Raw genomic sequence first — 16,663 nt, 5'->3', positions numbered from 1 at the left:
CCATGTGCCTTGGATCACAGGGACGGTGAACACGTGAGCGGTAAACGCGTGGGCCTGGTGCTGGGCGGCGGGGGAATCCTCGGGGCGGCCTGGATGATCGGCGGACTGGCGGCGCTGCAGGAACGCATCGGACGGCCGCTGGGCGACTGCGACGTCATCGTCGGCACGAGCGCGGGCAGCATTGTCGCGGCCGCCCTGCGGCTCGGACTCAGCCCCGACCAACTGGTGGCACACCAACTGGGAGAGGGCGAGGAGCACCTGCCGGGCGCCCACGAGTTCCAGCACGACTCCGGCCGTCTCCCGCCACCACCACGAGCCCGCTTCGGGTCGGTGCGCATGGTCGCGACCGCGGCCCTTGCGCCGCACAGCGTGCATCCACGCGCGCTGGCCAGCGCGTTCGTGCCGCAGGGGCGGGCCCAGCACCACGCCCTGCGCCGCTATCTGGAGACCATGGTGCGGCACCAGCCGGACCACTGGCCCGAGCGGGACACGTGGATCGTCGGGGTCGACTACGAGCGCGGCCGACGGGTGGTCTTCGGCCGGCCCGGCGGCCCGCCGGCGTCGCTGCCCGACGCCGTGGTGGCCTCGTGCTCCATTCCGGGCTGGCATGCGCCGACGACGATCGGGGACCGCCGCTACGTCGACGGAGGGGTGCGGTCGGTCGTCTCGCTCGACCTCCTGCACGATCAGCGCCTCGACGACGTGTACGTGCTCGCCCCGATGGCCAGCTATGCGACCGACCGGCCGTGCCGGCCATCCTGGCGTGCGGAGCGGGCCCTGCGGCAGGCGTTCGCGGCCCAGGTCAGTCTCGAGCGGCGCAAGGTGGAGCGGGCGGGCACCCGGGTCACGGTGATCACGCCCGGTCCGGACGACCTGCCGACGCTCGGTATCAACCTGATGGACGGCCGCCGCCGCGACGACGTCCTGCGGACCGCGCAGGTGACCATCCCGGCCACCCTGAGCCGATCCGGCGGACGATGAGCGTTCCGCCGAGCCTCGGCGAGATCATCCGGCGCCGGCGCGAACTCGCCGAGCTGCCCATCCGGCAGTTCGCGGCGATGGTCGGCATCTCCGGACCGTACCTGTCGCAGATCGAGCGCGGGCTCCGAGCGCCGTCGGACCGGGTGCTGCGCGCCATCGCCGGTTCGCTGCGCACGACCGCCGACGCGTTGCGCATAGAGGCCGGGCCCGAGTGGGACGCGCCCCCGCCGGTGCTGACCGCGATCGCCGCCGATCCGCGGCTGACCGCGCGCCAGCGGCAGGCACTGACCGAGGTCTACCTGGCGTTCGTGGCGACCGGGAACGAGTAGCGGCCCGGGGGTCGACCCCGGGCCGCGGCCCACTGCGTCACCGCAGAACCTGACGCGCCGTCTTGACGTAAGCGGCGCCGACATCCTCGACGAGTCCCGCCGTCATGGTCAGCGCGTTCCTGGCCCACGGGTACGGCGCGATCTTCGCAGCGTCCTTCTCCAGCGCCACGATGTCGGCGACGCCGCGCTCATAGGCGTTGACGGCCAGGATGCCGATCTCGCGCCCGATGCGACGGGTGCGTTCACGGCGTTCCTCGACCTTCAGGGCCGGCTTGGCCGGCGCGGGTTCACGGACAGACTTCGTGCTGGTGGTCGTCATTCTTCTCGCCTCCTCCCGATCGACCTTCACTTAGCACGTTAGCTGCGCTCAGCTAACACCGTCAGGGCCGAACGACCCCTCATGGCACGGGCCACGATGACCGGCCGAGCGGGCCCCGGGACCGATCCGGGCGGCCACCGGCCTCCGCGACGACCACCGCGCGGCGGAGGTCGCCCGAGGTGAGCACCCCGCACGGCCGCCCGCCGTCGAGAACCACGATGATGCCCAGCGGCGCCATCGGGATGATCGGCCCATCACGCACAGGCGCATCGCGCGCAGCGGTCCGCACCTGTGCCACCGGCACCATCACCTCGCCGAGCCGGACCTCCGGGCGCCGTGCGGGCGGCACGCGGCCGAGACCGCGGGTCATGACCAGCCCGGCCAGGTGCCCGTCCAGGTCGACGACGGGATAGCGGTGGTGCGGGTGCGTCACGCCGACCTCGGCGATGAAGGCGTCGACGGTCTGGCCCAAGTGGCCGCAGACCGCGGGGGCCGACATCAACTGCTCCGCACGGAGATCACCGATCCGCTCCAGGACTCCCGAAGCCGAGCCCTCGGTGCGGGCCACCACGGTCAGGTACCAGCCCACGAGCAGAAGCCACAAGCCGCCGGCTGGCGCGACGGTGAACATCGACACCAGACCCACCGACATCAACAGCAGGCCGGCCGCGACACCCGTGTGGGTCGCGGCCCTTCGTGCGGCGCTGCGATCGCCGCGTATCCGCCACAGCACCGCCTCCAGCACCCGGCCCCCATCCAGCGGAGCGGCGGGCAGCAGGTTGAACACGGCTATGGTGGCGTTGAAGATCGCGAGCCAGGCGAATCCCGCCTCCAGCAGCGTGGAGCCGAGAGCGCCGAGCGGTTTCACCGCGGCGAGGAAAGCACCGGCCAGGGCCAGACTGGTCGCCGGTCCGGCCAGCGCGATGTGCAGCAGAGTCCGGGGGCGCCGCGGTTCCCCTTCGAGCTCGGAGACGCCACCGAGCATCCACAACGTGATCGACCGCACGGAGATGCCGTGATGCTGGGCGACACGCGCGTGTGCGTACTCGTGCGCGAGCAACGCTGCCAGGAACAATGCCGCGAATCCGAAGCCGGCCAGCCAGTAACCGGCCCAGCTGTAGCCCGGGGCCGCCGACGGCAGCACCGTGGTGGCGAGCACTTCGGCCAGCAGGCCGAGGAGTAGCAGGGCGGACCAGTGCAATCCCAGCGCTATGCCGTGCAGGTGGCCGAGCCGGACGGTCTGGCGCATCGTAGACGCCTCCCTCCCGGACCACGGTCTCTCGCGGCCAACGGCTTGGTCAGGGCCGCTCGCCCCGGCGGGGATGGCCGGTCGGCACTGCCGGGCCCGCGTGGGCGGCGTTGTACTTGGCCCCTGACCGCTTCGCCGAGCTGGCGGCGGCCGTCACGAATGAGCACGAACAGGGAGGTGTCCGATGTCGGTCGTGCGGCTGAGTCATCTGACGAAGGTCTTCTCTCACGACACCAAGGCGGTCGACGATCTGAGCCTGACGATCGGTGACGGTGAGTTCCTGGTGCTGGTGGGGCCGTCGGGCTGCGGCAAGTCCACGGTCCTGCGGATGATCGCCGGCCTCGAGGAGGTGAGCGGCGGCGACGTGCTCATTGACGGCGAGGACGTGACGAACTGGGCGCCCAAGGAACGCGACATCGCGATGGTGTTTCAGAACTACGCGCTCTACCCGCACATGACCGTCCGCGAGAACATGGGCTTCGCCCTGAGGCTGCGGCATACCGACAAGGCCGAACTGCGGGACAAGGTGGACGCCACGGCTGACCTGCTCGGCCTGTCCGGTCTGCTCGACCGCAGGCCCGCGGCCCTGTCGGGCGGGCAGCGGCAGCGTGTCGCGATGGGCCGGGCCATGGTCCGCCAGCCCCGGGTCTTCCTGCTCGACGAACCGCTGTCCAACCTCGACGCCAAGCTCCGGGTCTCGATGCGCGCCGAACTCGCGCGGCTGCACCAGCGGTACGGCATCACCACGGTCTACGTCACCCACGACCAGGTGGAGGCGATGACCCTGGGCGATCGGATCGCGGTGCTCGACAAGGGCCGCCTGCAACAAGTCGGCACGCCCGAGGAGCTGTACCAGGCACCGGCCAACCGCTTCGTGGCGGGCTTCATGGGCTCACCCAGCATGAACTTCGCGACGGTCGAGCTGCGCGGGGATGCGGACCGGGCGGCGGTGACGCTCGCCGGACGGGAGTTCGCCGTGCACCATCGCCCGGAGCTGGCCCGCTATCTGGGTTCGACCGTCGTCATGGGGCTGCGTCCGGCCGCCTTCGCGCTGGCCGTGGCGTCCGGGCCGGAGACGTTGCCGGTGGTGCCGCTGGGCGTCGAATCGCTCGGCGACGAGAAGCACGTGCTCTTCCGGTTGCCGTCCGGGGGCCCGGACGAGGCCGGGCCGGAAGAGACCGGGCCGGACGATGTGCCGGTCGCCGTGGACGAGGCCGCCGCCACCGAGCTCTGGACGGCGAAGGTCGGGCAGCGCGCGGCATTGACCATCGGCAAGCGGGTGCCGCTGACGGTCGACCTCGACCAGGCCTACTTCTTCGATCCGGCCACGGGCGACGCCGTTGCGGCCGCTGAACAAGCCGTGCTGACAGGCTGAAGCGTCGGTGTGACGACGGGAGGGGAGTGGCGCCATGGGAACCACCTTGCTCGACTGCGTCGAGGCCGCCACCTGCGCGCCCTCGGTGCACAACAGTCAGCCGTGGCTCTTCCGGATCAGTGACACCGGCGTCGAGGTGCATGCCGACCCCGATCGCCGGTTGACGGTCGTCGACCCGTACGGCCGGGAACAACGGATCAGTCTGGGCGCGGCGGTCTTCACCCTCCGCCTGGCGATGCGCCGGGCCGGGCACCGTACGAGCGTGACCCTGTTCCCGGATCGCCGCCGGCCGGAGCTGGTGGCCCGGGTGACCGTGACCGGTGCGCAGCCACCGCCCCCGGCGAGCGAGGCGTTGGCGGCCGCGATCGTCCACCGGCACACCAACCGGTGGCCGTTCGCCCACATTCCGGTCGGCCCGAAAGTGACCGACCGGCTGCGCGACGCCGCTCGACGCGAGGGTGCGGTGCTGCTCACCGCCGGCCCACGCAGCCGTGACATGGTGCTCGAACTGGCCCGCTCGGCCGACAAGTGGCTCCGCGAGCGCCCGGAGTACCAGGCCGAGCTCACGCGTTGGAGCGCGGGCCGGGGCCGCCGGGACGGCGTGCCCGCCTGGGCCGCGGGACCCTGGGACTCGCTGGAGGTGGTACCGACCCGGGAGTTCACCGACTTCTCGCCCCCGGCGCGCCCGGTCGAACCGTTCGAGCCCTACCCGGCCGTGCTGGTGCTGGCCACCGAAGGCGATGCCCAGGAGGACTGGGTGCGGGCGGGGCAGGCACTGCAACGGGTGCTGCTCACCGCGACCTGGCAGAACCTCGCCACCATGCCGATCAGCCAGCCCGTCGAGGTGCCCGTCGTCCGCCGGCTGCTCACCGACGACGAGTCCGGCCTCGCCGCGCAGATCGTGCTGCGCGTCGGTTACGGACGGACCGTGGGGCGTACGCCCCGGCGGCCGGTCACCGATGTCCTGCTGGCCTGAGCTGTTCGCGGGTCCTTCGGCCACCCGTTCCGGGACCTGACGCCCTGCCGCCTCACGCCGAACCGGCCGACGCTGAGGAAAACGGCGAGAGGAAGGCGTCATGAGGACTCAACCGATCATCGTCGCCGCCGACGGCACCGAGCCGAGCAAGGGCGCGGTGCGCTGGGCGGCCCGGGAGGCATTCCGGCGGGGGCTTCCCCTGCGGGTCACGAACGTCTTCGACTGGCAGTGGGGCGCGGCCCGGTACGACATCAGCAACCAGTACTTCGACCAGGAGCGCAAGCGGGCCGAGGGGCTGACCGCCAACTGTGTGCACGAGGCCCGTGTGGCCGCGCTCGACGTGGACGTGGAGGGTGACCAGCTGGTCGGCCAGACGGTGCCGCGCCTGCTCGCCGAGTCCGAGTTCGCGGAACTGATGGTTCTGGGCTGCCGTGGCCGCGGCGGCTTCGCCGGCCTGCTGCTGGGTTCGGTGAGTCAGCGGGTGGCCACGCACGCACCCTGCTCGGTCGTCGTGGTCCGTGGCCGCGGGGGCGATCTGACCGACGGGCCCGTCGCGGCGGGGATCGACGACTCGGCGGCGGCCGAACGGGTGCTGGAGGTCGCGTTCGACGAGGCGGCCGGCCGGGGGACCGGCTTGACCGTGGTTCGTGCCCTGGTGCCGGTGGAGTCCCGGGATTCCGTACGCGAACAGGTCGAGGCCCAGCTCGCTCCGTGGCGTGACAAATTCCCGGCCGTAGCGGTCCAGGTGATGATCAGCCCGGACGGCGCCGCCGCGGAACTGGTCGCGCTGTCGCGCGGTGCTCAGGTCGTCGTGGTGGGAAGCCGCGGCCACGGTGTCGTCGCCGGGACCGCCCTGGGCTCGGTCGGGCTGCAGTTGCTGCATCACGCCGACTGCCCCGTCTACATCGTGCGGGAACCCCGGAGGCGATGATGCTGCTCACCGATGCCATGCGCCGCCGGCTGTACCTTGGCGGGCGTCCGAACGGCCTGGCCCGGGCTCTCAACCGTATATCGGCATTTCAGTTCGGCCGGGCCCTTCTCGCCCCGCCGGACTGGGTGACCCTGGAGGTCGTGGGCCGTCGCAGCGGCAACGTTGTCGCGCTTCCCCTGGTGGTCACGCGCTACCGGGGCGAGCATTACCTCGTCTCCATGCTCGGCGACGGGGCGAACTGGGTGGCCAACGTGCGTGCGGCCGGCGGCGCGGCGGTCCTGCGCCACGGCCGGCGGCGGCCGGTCCGGCTCGTCGAGGTGGACGCGGATCAGCGGGCGCCGATCCTGCAGCGCTATCTCGCGGTCGCGCCCGGGGCCCGTCCCCACATCCCGGTCGACCGGCGCGCACCGCTGAGCGAGTTCGACCGGATAGCCGCCGGCTTCCCGGTCTTCCGGATCACGGCTCGCGAGTGAGGAGTCCGCGATGACTCAGCCGTTCGTGCCGAGGGTGATGCTGGCCTACGACGGCTCGCCCGCCTCCGGCGCCACCTTCGAGGTCGCGGCGGCCCTGCTGCCCCGGGCCCACGCCACCGTGGTGCACCTGTGGACGCCCCCGTTCGCCAGCGAGACGCTGCGCCGCCGCCTGTGGCACGGCACGCGTCGCGTCGATGACTTCGTGGTGGCGATCGAGCGGGAAGGCGCGGCGGAGGCCGCCCGGCTGGCGGCCATGGGCGTCACGCTCGCCCGCGCCGTGGGCTGGCCGGCCGAGCCGATGGTGGAGCGGGCCTACGGCGGCGAGGGACTGCAGCTCGCCGAGCTGGCCGAGAAGCTTGGCCCGGACGTCGTGGTGCTGGGATCACGCGGGCTGACCGGGGCGCGCGCGGTCCTCGGCAGTGTGTCGGACATGGCTGTGCACTATCTGCCCCAGCCGGCCCTGGTGATTCCCTGTCCGCTGCTGACGGCCGAGCGCGTTGCCCTCGCGACCGGCCCGGTGCTGGTGGGCTGGGACGGCTCCCCGGGCGCCCGAGCGGCCGCACAGGCCGCGGAGCGGATATTCGCCGGGCGCCGCATAGCGCTGGTCGCCGTCCGGGACGGATCCCCGGCGCCGGCAGCCCCGCCGGGCCGGCCGCGGATCGTGGCCGACGTGCCGGCCGGGCACGCCGCGACCTCCCGGGCGGTGGCCGAGGCGCTCGCGACCACGGCCGCCGAGCAGCACGCGGCCGTGGTCGTGGTCGGTTCACGCGGCCGATCGGCCTTGCGGGAGATCGTGCTCGGGAGCGTGGCGATGGCAACTCTGCATCAGAGTGTGCGCCCGGTGCTCGTGGTTCCGGACGCGGCCGCCGAACATAGTGCGGCTCGGGACGGGGCGTCCGACCACTGACGGGACAGGTCCCGCAGTCGGCGGGACGAGTCCTTCGGCCCTGCCCGCTCCCGTTGCCGCGCGGTCGGATGGAAGCGGACGAAGGACGGAAGGAGAAGAAGATGGCTGGACTGCTGCCCCGGCTCTTCGGAGACATGACCGACTGGCTGGAGGTCGACTTCCCCCGGCCGCTGCCGGCGATCCGCTTCGAGGACCGGATGACCGACGAGGAGTACCTGCTGCGCGCGGAGCTGCCCGGGCTCGACCCTGACAAGGATCTGCACATCACCGCGCTGCACGGTGTGCTGACGGTGAAGGCCGAGCGCCGCGAGGAGGAGAAGGGGCTCAACCGCAGCGAGTTCCACTACGGATCGATGCAACGGTCGGTGCGTCTGCCGGCCAACGCGGACGAGGGCAAGATCGTGGCCTCCTACCGCAAGGGAATCCTCGAGATCAAGGTGCCGCTCTCGGCGCCGCAGCCGGCGGGTCGCTCGATCGCGATCACCGCTGAGTGAATCCCACGCCCCGACCGGTGGCCCCGCCAGGCCGCCGGTCGGCCTGTGCGGCCGGGACCTCCGACTCTGCCCCGCGCAGCCGGACGGCGGGACGCTGGATCCGGAGGCCGGGATCCCGGAGGACAGCGATGACCACTTTCCCGTACGACGTGAGCACACCGACCGTGGATAACCCGGTGCTGGCCGGGCTGTTCTCCCCGGCGTCAGCCGACGACGTCCTGCGCGCCGCCTTCGCCGAGGCAGATCGCCGGCGGGCGCCCCTCACCGTGCTGATCGCCGCGCCGGCCGCGGTCGACACCGGCCTCCCGGACGCCATCGAGCGGTGGGCAGAGAAGTATCCGGCGGTGGCCCTCACGGTCTCGAAGTCCTCCGCCGTGGATCCCGCCATCTTCGTGACCGCCGCGACCGGCGGGTGCTGTCTCGCCGTGTTGCCCGCCCCCGTCACCACTCTTGAGTCGGCGCTGGTGAGCGCGGTGACCCGTCGTTCACGCTGCCCCGTGCTGACCGCGGGCCGGTGAGGAGAAGCCATGTGGGCGATGATCGTCAAGGAGTTCCGGCAGATGCGCCGGGACCGGCGCACCCTGGCCATGATGGTCGTGATGCCGCTGCTGCTGCTGATCGTGTTCGGCTACGCGGCCAGTTTCGACGTCACCTCCATCCCGGTCCGGGTGGTCGGCACCGGTGCCGCCGAGGTCGCGGCCCGGCTTCCCGCGCCGTTCGACGTGCGCGCCGTCGCACCGGCCGAGGACCGGCAGGACGCGGTGCGGGCCTTGCGCGACGGCGACGTCCCGGTCGCCGTGGTCGCCGATCCGGGCGCGATCACCGTTCTCCTCGACGGCTCCGAGCTGTTCACCGCCAACGCCGCCCGCGCGGCCCTGGCCCGGGTCGGCGGCAGCCCGCGGGTCGACGTGTTGTTCAACCCCGATCTCCGGACCTCGGCGGTCATGGTTCCGGGGCTGGCCGGGATGATCCTGCTGTTCGTCGGCACGGTCATCACCAGCCTCGGCGTGGTGCGGGAACGGCAGAGCGGCACCCTGGAACAGCTGGCGGTGATGCCGCTGCGGCCGTGGGACGTGTTCGTCGGCAAGATCGCACCCTACTTCCTGGTGGCGGCAGTCGATCTGACCGTCGTGGTCGCGGCCGGCACGCTGCTGTTCGGTGTGCCGTTCCACGGGTCGCTGCTGGTGCTGGCGCTCGGCGCGCTGCTGTTCCTGTTCGTGACGCTGGGCACCGGCGTGCTGATCAGCAGCGTGTCGCAGAACCAGGGCCAGGCCATCCAGCTGGCCATCATGACGCTGCTGCCGCAGGTGCTGCTGTCCGGCCTCATCTTCCCGCTGCGCTCGATGCCCCTCGGGGTGCGCTGGATCGGCTACGTGCTGCCACTGACCTACTTCACCCAGATCTCGCGGGGCGTCATGCTGCGCGGCTCACCCCTCACCGCCCTGTGGCAGCCCTTCCTCTACCTGGCCCTGCTGGGCGCGGCCGTGGTGACGTTCGCGACGCTGCGCTTCCGGGCGTTCCTGCTCCCGCGCGGCGCTGGGCGTGCCGGTCGCCGGTCGGCGCCCCGGACCACGGCCGGGGCGAAGCCGTGACCTGGGGCCTGACCGGTGTGTCGGTGACCCGCGGTGGCCGGCTTGTCCTGGACGGCGCGACGCTCGATGTGGCGCCGGGCGGCATCGTCGCGGTGGTCGGCGGCGACGGGTCGGGCAAGTCGTCGCTGCTCGCGGTGCTCGCCGGTCTCCTCGCGCCCACCGCCGGCCAGGTGGGCACGGCGACGAGGTCCAGGCTCGGTTTCCTTCCGGCCTCCTCCGGTGTCTACCCCGACCTGACCGCGGCCGAGAATCTTCGCTTCGCCGCGACCGTGCACCGGATGGGCTCCGCGGCCGCCGACGAGCGGATTCGCGCCCTGCTCGCGATCACCGGCCTGACCGCTGCCGCCGGGCGGCTGGGGGCGCGGCTGTCGGGCGGCATGCGGCAGAAGCTCGGGGTGGCCATGGCCCTGGTACACCAACCGGACCTGCTGATCCTCGACGAGCCCACGACCGGCGTGGACCCGGTCAGCCGGGCCGACCTGTGGTGGCTCATCGCCCGCGAGGCCGCCCGGTGCGCCGCGGTCGTGCTCAGCACCACCTATCTGGACGAGGCCGAGCGGGCCGGCGAGGTGGTCGTGCTCGACCACGGCCGCACGGTGCTGCAGGGCGCTCCGGCCGGGATCGTGGCGGCGGTGCCCGGGCAGATCCGGGCCGCGGACTCCCGCCCGTCCGGCCCGTACGCCTGGCGCCGGGGCCGCTCCTGGCGGGTCTGGCATCCGGCGGGCGGCGACGGCGAGGTCATCCGGCCGGATCTGCAGGACGCGGTCGTCGTGGCCGCACTCCGCGAGGCCGAGGAGGCGGGCGATGAGTGAGCTGCCGGCACAGTGCGAGATCGAGGCCGAGGGGGCGGGCGATGAGTGAGCTGCTGGCACAGTGCGAAGGCGTGTCCTACCGCTACGGCGCCCTGACCGTTCTGCGGAACGTCGGCCTGCAAGTGCACCAGGGGGAGGTCGTCGGTCTGCTCGGTGCCAACGGTGCCGGCAAGACCACCCTGATCAGGCTTCTGCTCGGTCTGCTGGTGCCGTCCGCGGGCCGGGTCAGCCTGTTCGGCGAGGTCCCGTCGCGGCGTTCCCGCCGGCGCATCGGGTACGTTCCCCAGGGCTTCGGTCTGTACGAGGATCTCACCGCGGCCGAGAACCTGGATTTCGTCGATGCGGCCTTCGGCGTGCGCCCCCCGGTCCTGCCGGCCGCCCTGGCGGTGCCACCCGGGGCGCTCGCGGGTGCGCTCTCCCTCGGCCTGCGGCGCCGGTTGGCTTTCGCCGCCGCGTTCAGCCACGCGCCGGGCCTGTACGTGCTGGACGAGCCGACTTCCGGGGTCGACGCGCTGGGCCGGACCCGGCTGTGGGACGTGATCCATGAGGTGACGGACGGGGGCGCGGCCGCGCTGGTCTCCACGCACAGCATGGAGGAGGCCGAGGAATGTGATCGGCTGGTCATGCTGGCCGCGGGGCGGCGGGTGGCCGACGGCACGGTGACCGGCATCGTGGGCGATTCCCAGGTCGTGGTGGTGGAAGGTGCCGACTGGCCGCGGGCCCTGCGCGCCCTGGAACAAGCTGGGCTGCGCGCGGCCCTGGTCGGCCGGACACTGCGGGTGCCAGGCGCGAGCCTGGAATCGGTCCGATCGGCCCTGTCCGGGACGGGAGCGGTGGTCCGGCTCGCCCGCGCCACCCTCGAGGAGCGCTTCGTGGAGCTCACGGCGGTGACGGGCGGGCCGGACGCCTAGGGTCTGACCACGGCGACGGGGCAGTCGGCGTGGTGGAGCAGGTGCTGAACGACCGAACCGAGCAGCAGCCCCGTGAAACCGCCGTGCCCGCGGCTGCCGACCACGATCAGCTGGGCGGTCGTCGACCACCGGGTCAGGTGAGCGCGCGCCGAGCCGTCGACCACCTCACGCCGTACGGGAAGGTCGGGGTATTTCTCGGCCAGCCCGGCCAGAGCCTCGGCGAGCACCCGGCGCTCCTCGTCCTCGCCCGACCAGGTGCTGTAGCTCATCGGCAGGTGCGCGTTGAGTTCCGTGCCGTCCCCGCCGTTCCACGCGTGCACGGCGACGAGCTCGGCGCCCCGCAGGGCGGCTTCCTCCGCCGCGAACCGGAGAGCTTCGGCGGAGACGGGGGAACCGTCGACACCCACCACCACCGGGCCGTCCGAGCGGGGCGTGCCGCGAGCCACAAGCACGGGACCGGCCCCGTGCGTGGCCGTCTGGAGCGCCACCGACCCGATGAGCTCCTCGGTGTTGCCGAACATCGATTCGTACACGACCAGGGCCTTCATGGTGCGGCTCCGTTCAGGGCGTGGGGTACTTGGCGAGGATCTGCCGCAGCCGGTCCACGAACTTCAGGGACTCCTCGTGGTCGCGCTGCCAGACGTTGCGGCCGAAGATCAGCCCGGTGGCGCCGGCGGACATGGACTCGTGAGCCTTCTCGAACATGACCTCGTCGCTGGCCCGGCTGCCGCCGGACACCAGCACCATCGTCCGGTTGGCCGCGCGGACCACCGCGTCGATGGCGTCCTGACTGCTGAATTCGCCCGCGTAGTCGGCCGGCACCGCGGTGTGCTTCTCGGGGTGCGGGAAATTCACCTTGACCACGTCGGCGCCCAGCTCGCTGGCGACCCGGGCGGCGTAGTGCACCGCATAGAAGGAGTCCTTGCCGCCCTTGTGCTCGATGGCCTCACCGCGCGGGTAGGCCCACACGATCAGCGGCATACCGAGCCGCTGGGCCTCCTGGCGCACGACCCGGTACTGGGCGAAGTCGTCCTCCTGGGCGGGACTTCCGACGTACAGCGTGTAGCCGACCGCGTCCGCCCCCAGCCGTACGGCGTCCTCGACCGAAGCGTGCAGCGGGGACAGGGCCCGCGCGTCGCTGGGGATGTCGGTCTTGCCGTTGAGCTTCAGGATCAGCGGCACCTCGCCCGCGTAGTCCCAGTAGAACTTCTCGGCCAGGCCGATCTGGATGGCGATGCCGTTGAAGCCACCCTCCAGGGCCAGGCGCACGATGTAACGCGGATCCCCGGCGACCGGATCGGCGAAGAAGTCCCGGGGCCCGTGTTCGAGTCCCTGGTCGTACGGCAGGAACAGCGCCGTGCCGTTGCCGAGTCCGTGTTTGTAGAGAATCCGGTGCAGCCGAGCCCGCTTGCCCGCGCTCAGACCGCAGCTCGACAGTCGTAGCCGCGCACTCATGGGGGTCTCCTTTCCCTCGATCCCACCGTGCGTCCGCGTCGCGGCCCCGGGCAGGGCCGGACGTCCCGGCGGCGCCGCCTACCGGCCCGGTTCGATGACGTTCAGCGCGTGTTCGAGGGATTCGCCGTCATCACCGCCGTCTCGGGCCAGGGCGCGGCGGCGTCCGCCATGGCGTCGGCGATCGCGGCGTCGGCGTCGGACATGCTTCCCGTACGGTGGGCCAGGCGCCGGACGACAGTGGGCCGGTCGGCCGTGCACCGCAGCTGACAAAGGTCGCTGTGCGTCTCGACGGCCACCTGCCGGGCCGCCGCCCGATGCCGGGCCGCGATCCAGGACGCGTCGAGCACCACCGTCTCGCCGCGCCGGAGCAGGTCGCCCGCCCGCAGCAGCAGTTCCCGGTAGGTCCGGTCGGTCCACTCGCGGGTGTAGATGCCGTTCTGACAGGCGGCCGCGGCGCTCAGGCCGGGGGAGAGGCCGGCCATTTCCTTACGGACGCGGTCGCTGCTCAGCACGACAGCGCCGAGACGATCGGCGATCCCGCCGGCCAGGGTGGTCTTGCCGGTGGCCGGGCCACCACCGACGAGGATCAGGCGCACCGTGCCCGCGCGCAGGTGCCGCACGGTCAGATCGGTGTACGCCCGCACGTCCGCCCCGGCCGACGGGTCGCCCTGCGCGTGCCGCAGACAGGCCACCTTGGCCCGCACGAACGCCCGGTAGGCGATGTAGTGGTGCCGCAGCGGCGTCGTAGGGGGCAACGAACCACCCCGGCGGGACCTTAGGCACTGGTGACGTGATGTGCCGGGCGCTGCGATGGAGGCATCGGAACCGTAGGAGGTGTCGTCATGATGCACACCCGGACCTGGACGGTCGAGGTCACCATCAGCGAGTACGAGGACGAGCGCCGCACCCGGGCCGCGGCCGTGCTGCACACCGACTCCCGCACGCCGTTGCGTGGCGAGGGCGAGGCGCGCCGCCGCCCGGCCGACACGGAGGTGCCCGAGATCGGTGACGAGCTGGCCACCGCGCGGGCCCTGGCCGACCTGGCCTACAAGCTGCTCGACGTCACGGCCGGTGACATCGAGCAGTTCACCCATCGACCGGCCCATCTGTCGTCCTGACGCGACCGGCTCGGAGGTGATGACGATGCGTCGCCTGGTCGTTCTGGGCGCCGGGACCGCGGGCACGATGGTGGTCGACAAGCTGCGCCGCCGGCTGGCCCGCGCGGACTGGCTGATCACCGTGGTCGAGCCCCGGGACCAGCACTACTACCAGCCGGGCTTCCTGTTCCTGCCCTTCGGCGAGTACACCCCGGACCAGCTCACCCGGCCGGTGGCTCCGCTGATCAGTCCCGGCGTCGAACTGGTGCACGCCGAGGTCGACCGGGTCGTCACGACCGACGACCAGGTCGTGCTGGCCGACGGCCGGCGGGTGGACTACGACTACCTGGTGATCGCCACGGGCGTGTGCCCACGGCCGGAGCAGACCCCGGGTCTGCTCGACGGTGGGCATTGGCGCCGGACGATCTTCGACTTCTACACCTACGAGGGCGCGCTGGCCCTCGCGGAGGCCCTGGACCGCTTTGACGGCGGGCGCCTGGTCGTGCACATCACCGAGATGCCGATCAAGTGCCCGGTCGCCCCGCTCGAGTTCGCCTTCCTGGCCGACGAGTTCCTGCGCGGCCGCGGCATCCGGGACCGGACCGAGCTGGTGTACGCGACACCGTTGCCGGGCGCCTTCACCAAGCCGGTCGCCGCCGCCCGGCTGGGTTCGATGCTGGACGAGCGCAAGATCGCGATCGAGCCCGACTTCCTGGTGGAACGGATCGAGGACCGGTCGCTCGTCTCCTACGACGAACGCCGGATCCCCTTCGACCTGCTGGTCACCGTGCCCCTGAACATGGGTGCGGACTTCGTGGCCCGGTCGGGGCTGGGCGACGAGCTCAATCTCGTCCCGGTCGACCGGCACACGTTCCTGGCCAAGGGCCACGACAACATCTTCGCCATCGGCGACGCCAACGACATCCCGACGTCCAAGGCCGGTTCCGTGGCGCACTTCTCGGTCGACGTGTTCGCCCGCAACTTCACCGACCTCGCCGCCGGCAAGCCCATGACCGGACGGTTCGACGGGCACGCGAACTGCTTCGTCGAGTCGGGCCGGGGCCGGGGCCTGCTGATCGACTTCAACTACGACACCGAGCCGCTGCCCGGGACGTATCCCGTGCCCGGCGTCGGACCTTTCCGGCTGCTCGGCGAGTCGCCGGTCAACCATTGGGGGAAGCGGGCGTTCCGGTGGATGTACTGGAACCTGCTCCTGCCCGGACGGCCGCTACCCCTGCCGGCGCACATGTCGATGGCCGGCAAACACCAGCCCAGCACGAAGGAGTGAGCATCATGCCCGTCACCACGATCGCCGGGCGCGACATCCACGTCGATGACGAGGGATTCCTGACCGCGTACGAGGAATGGGACCCCGAGCTGGCCCGGAGTCTCGCCGGACGCATCGGCATCGAGCTGACGGACGCGCATTGGAAGGCGCTGACGTTCCTGCGCGAGGACTATGCCGCCCAGGGCGAGACCGCCACCCTGCGTCGCGTGTCCGTCGTCGGCGGCATCCCCACCAAGGAACTGTTCACGCTCTTCCCGAAGAAGCCGGCGAAGAAGATGGCCTACGTCGCCGGTCTGCCCAAGCCGCACGGCTGCGTCTGAACGGAGCACCACCATGTCCACGGATTTCGTACCGGAGCTCGTGCCGGATTTCGGCGCCGAGACGACCACGGACCGCAAGCTGGCCATCATCTGCTCGAAGGGCAACCTCGACATGGCCTACCCCGGGCTGGTGCTGGCCAACGCGGCTCTCGGTGAGGGCGTCGAGACCCACCTGTTCTTCACGTTCTGGGGCTTCGACATGATCACCAGGTCGCGGATGGCCCAGCTCAAGTTCACCATGCTCGGCAACACCGCCACCCACCTGCCGCAGGGGCTGGGCGGCCTGCCCGGCATGACGGCCGTGGCGACCCACCAGATGAAGAAGCAGATCTCCGGGATCGGGGTGCCGGAGGTTCCCGAGTTCCTCGACCAGATCGTCGCCTCGGGTGGCCACCTGTGGGCCTGCCGGATGTCGGCCGACATGATGCACCTGACCGAGGACGACCTCTACGAGGGCGTGGAGGACATCATCAGCGCCGCCGACTTCATCGAGAAGACCGACGGCGCCCAGTTGCTGTTCATCTGAGCGATGGACCGGGTGTGGGCCCGGCCGGTCCCGGGACCGGCCGGGCCCACGGCTCATCCGTGCGGAACCGGCTCGCTCTCTCCGGCCGGCGCGGCGACCGGCACCGGGATCACGACGACCGGGCACGCCGCCTTGCGGATGGCCTTCTCGCTGACCGAGCCCAGCACGGTGTGCCGCACCGCGCCGTGCCCGTGGCTGCCCAGCACGAGCAGGTCGGCGGACCGGCTGCACGTGCCGAGCACCTGCGCGGGTTCACCCTCGATCACTTCGGCGGCAACGGGGATATGCGAGCCGTACTTGGGGAGCATCGCCGCGATCTCGGTGTCGAGCAGCCGGGCGGCCGCCTCCTTGGCCTGCTGCGGGCTCGTCGCGAGAACCGGGCCGAACTCGACCCCGTCCCACGACCAGGCGATGACGGCCTGGACCGCACTGCCGCGTTCGCCCGCCTCGTGAACGGCCCATTCCAGGGCGCGGCGGCCACCTTCCGAGCCGTCCACGCCGACGACGATCAGATGACGAGTGGGCATGGTTTCACCTCCGTCGAGTTTCCTCCCACCGTGCTCCGGCGGAACCGGCCGGGAGCAGAGTCCAAAGTCCCCCGTCACGGTTCCCAGGGCCCTGCCCGTCG

The 16,663-nt window shown here is 71.8% G+C and carries 22 protein-coding genes; 16 read left to right on the top strand and 6 right to left on the bottom strand.

From position 1 onward, the window contains the following. Positions 1-33 precede the first annotated feature (33 nt). Entirely contained in the window at positions 34-981 is a 948-nt protein-coding gene (locus JIG36_RS12360) for a patatin-like phospholipase family protein (protein ID WP_203376249.1), read from the top strand. Then, positions 978-1,310, top strand: a complete 333-nt coding sequence (locus JIG36_RS12355) for a helix-turn-helix domain-containing protein (protein WP_203376248.1) — start codon at positions 978-980, stop codon at positions 1,308-1,310. The genes JIG36_RS12360 and JIG36_RS12355 overlap by 4 nt, the downstream gene beginning before the upstream one ends. Positions 1,311-1,347: 37 nt before the next feature. On the opposite strand, the gene JIG36_RS12350 is transcribed toward JIG36_RS12355, so the two are convergent. Together JIG36_RS12350 and JIG36_RS12345 are read right to left on the bottom strand one after the other, a co-directional pair. Beyond that, positions 1,348-1,629: a hypothetical protein gene (locus JIG36_RS12350; RefSeq protein WP_203376247.1), complete on the bottom strand. Its 282-nt coding sequence runs from the start codon at positions 1,627-1,629 to the stop codon at positions 1,348-1,350. 79 nt (positions 1,630-1,708) lie between these two features. Further along, on the bottom strand, positions 1,709-2,878 hold the full coding sequence (locus JIG36_RS12345) for a site-2 protease family protein (RefSeq protein ID WP_203376246.1): 1,170 nt from the start codon (positions 2,876-2,878) through the stop codon (positions 1,709-1,711). Between the two features lie 184 nt (positions 2,879-3,062). Between JIG36_RS12345 and JIG36_RS12340 the strand changes: the two genes are divergently transcribed. From JIG36_RS12340 to JIG36_RS12295, 10 genes are all read left to right on the top strand, one after another. Further along, on the top strand, positions 3,063-4,253 hold the full coding sequence (locus JIG36_RS12340) for an ABC transporter ATP-binding protein (RefSeq protein ID WP_203376245.1): 1,191 nt from the start codon (positions 3,063-3,065) through the stop codon (positions 4,251-4,253). Between the two features lie 34 nt (positions 4,254-4,287). Continuing rightward, on the top strand, positions 4,288-5,229 hold the full coding sequence (locus JIG36_RS12335; RefSeq protein ID WP_203376244.1) for an Acg family FMN-binding oxidoreductase: 942 nt from the start codon (positions 4,288-4,290) through the stop codon (positions 5,227-5,229). A 100-nt stretch (positions 5,230-5,329) separates the two neighbouring features. Beyond that, complete coding sequence (locus JIG36_RS12330) at positions 5,330-6,160, top strand: universal stress protein (protein WP_203376243.1); 831 nt, start codon at positions 5,330-5,332, stop codon at positions 6,158-6,160. Further along, positions 6,160-6,633 carry a nitroreductase/quinone reductase family protein gene (locus tag JIG36_RS12325; RefSeq protein ID WP_236046665.1) on the top strand — a complete coding sequence of 158 codons (474 nt, stop codon included), beginning with the start codon at positions 6,160-6,162 and terminating at the stop codon, positions 6,631-6,633. Before JIG36_RS12330 ends, JIG36_RS12325 begins: the two co-directional genes overlap by 1 nt. 10 nt (positions 6,634-6,643) lie before the next feature. Continuing rightward, positions 6,644-7,540: a universal stress protein gene (locus tag JIG36_RS12320; RefSeq protein WP_203376241.1), complete on the top strand. Its 897-nt coding sequence runs from the start codon at positions 6,644-6,646 to the stop codon at positions 7,538-7,540. 101 nt (positions 7,541-7,641) lie between these two features. Beyond that, positions 7,642-8,034, top strand: a complete 393-nt coding sequence (locus tag JIG36_RS12315; RefSeq protein WP_203376240.1) for an Hsp20/alpha crystallin family protein — start codon at positions 7,642-7,644, stop codon at positions 8,032-8,034. Between the two features lie 128 nt (positions 8,035-8,162). After that, positions 8,163-8,552 carry a hypothetical protein gene (locus JIG36_RS12310; protein WP_203376239.1) on the top strand — a complete coding sequence of 130 codons (390 nt, stop codon included), beginning with the start codon at positions 8,163-8,165 and terminating at the stop codon, positions 8,550-8,552. A gap of 9 nt (positions 8,553-8,561) precedes the next feature. Beyond that, positions 8,562-9,626 carry an ABC transporter permease gene (locus tag JIG36_RS12305; RefSeq protein ID WP_203376238.1) on the top strand — a complete coding sequence of 355 codons (1,065 nt, stop codon included), beginning with the start codon at positions 8,562-8,564 and terminating at the stop codon, positions 9,624-9,626. Continuing rightward, positions 9,623-10,438: an ABC transporter ATP-binding protein gene (locus tag JIG36_RS12300; protein WP_203376237.1), complete on the top strand. Its 816-nt coding sequence runs from the start codon at positions 9,623-9,625 to the stop codon at positions 10,436-10,438. Before JIG36_RS12305 ends, JIG36_RS12300 begins: the two co-directional genes overlap by 4 nt. Before the next feature lie 41 nt (positions 10,439-10,479). After that, the gene (locus JIG36_RS12295) at positions 10,480-11,349 is read left to right on the top strand and encodes an ABC transporter ATP-binding protein (RefSeq protein WP_203376236.1); all 870 of its coding nucleotides are present in this window, start codon (positions 10,480-10,482) and stop codon (positions 11,347-11,349) included. On the opposite strand, the gene JIG36_RS12290 is transcribed toward JIG36_RS12295, so the two are convergent. The 3 genes from JIG36_RS12290 to JIG36_RS12280 all read right to left on the bottom strand — a co-directional run bounded on the left by JIG36_RS12290 (position 11,346) and on the right by JIG36_RS12280 (position 13,559). Continuing rightward, on the bottom strand, positions 11,346-11,897 hold the full coding sequence (locus JIG36_RS12290) for a universal stress protein (protein ID WP_203376235.1): 552 nt from the start codon (positions 11,895-11,897) through the stop codon (positions 11,346-11,348). The two genes, JIG36_RS12295 and JIG36_RS12290, sit on opposite strands and share 4 nt — an antisense overlap. 13 nt (positions 11,898-11,910) lie before the next feature. Beyond that, on the bottom strand, positions 11,911-12,804 hold the full coding sequence (locus tag JIG36_RS12285; RefSeq protein ID WP_203376234.1) for a class I fructose-bisphosphate aldolase: 894 nt from the start codon (positions 12,802-12,804) through the stop codon (positions 11,911-11,913). Between the two features lie 101 nt (positions 12,805-12,905). Beyond that, complete coding sequence (locus tag JIG36_RS12280; RefSeq protein WP_203376233.1) at positions 12,906-13,559, bottom strand: P-loop nucleotide/nucleoside kinase family protein; 654 nt, start codon at positions 13,557-13,559, stop codon at positions 12,906-12,908. A gap of 87 nt (positions 13,560-13,646) precedes the next feature. Between JIG36_RS12280 and JIG36_RS12275 the strand changes: the two genes are divergently transcribed. The 4 genes from JIG36_RS12275 to JIG36_RS12260 are packed head-to-tail and all read left to right on the top strand — an operon-like array spanning position 13,647 to position 16,035. Beyond that, on the top strand, positions 13,647-13,922 hold the full coding sequence (locus tag JIG36_RS12275) for a DUF1876 domain-containing protein (protein WP_203376232.1): 276 nt from the start codon (positions 13,647-13,649) through the stop codon (positions 13,920-13,922). Positions 13,923-13,947: 25 nt separating this feature from the next. Continuing rightward, on the top strand, positions 13,948-15,189 hold the full coding sequence (gene sqr / locus JIG36_RS12270) for a type III sulfide quinone reductase, selenoprotein subtype (protein ID WP_203376231.1): 1,242 nt from the start codon (positions 13,948-13,950) through the stop codon (positions 15,187-15,189). A 5-nt stretch (positions 15,190-15,194) separates the two neighbouring features. Further along, complete coding sequence (locus JIG36_RS12265; RefSeq protein ID WP_203376230.1) at positions 15,195-15,509, top strand: TusE/DsrC/DsvC family sulfur relay protein; 315 nt, start codon at positions 15,195-15,197, stop codon at positions 15,507-15,509. Positions 15,510-15,522: 13 nt separating this feature from the next. Beyond that, positions 15,523-16,035, top strand: coding sequence for a DsrE/DsrF/DrsH-like family protein (locus JIG36_RS12260; RefSeq protein ID WP_203376229.1), 513 nt, complete (start codon positions 15,523-15,525; stop codon positions 16,033-16,035). Positions 16,036-16,088: 53 nt separating this feature from the next. Here the strand turns inward: JIG36_RS12260 and JIG36_RS12255 are convergent, their stop codons facing one another. Continuing rightward, positions 16,089-16,562: a universal stress protein gene (locus JIG36_RS12255; RefSeq protein WP_203376228.1), complete on the bottom strand. Its 474-nt coding sequence runs from the start codon at positions 16,560-16,562 to the stop codon at positions 16,089-16,091. Positions 16,563-16,663: the final 101 nt, after the last annotated feature.

The organism is Paractinoplanes ovalisporus (assembly GCF_016834655.1).
GTDB lineage: Bacteria > Actinomycetota > Actinomycetes > Mycobacteriales > Micromonosporaceae > Actinoplanes > Actinoplanes ovalisporus.
The sequence above is the reverse complement of the archived record's forward strand: the minus strand, read 5'-3'. Positions and strand labels throughout refer to the sequence as shown.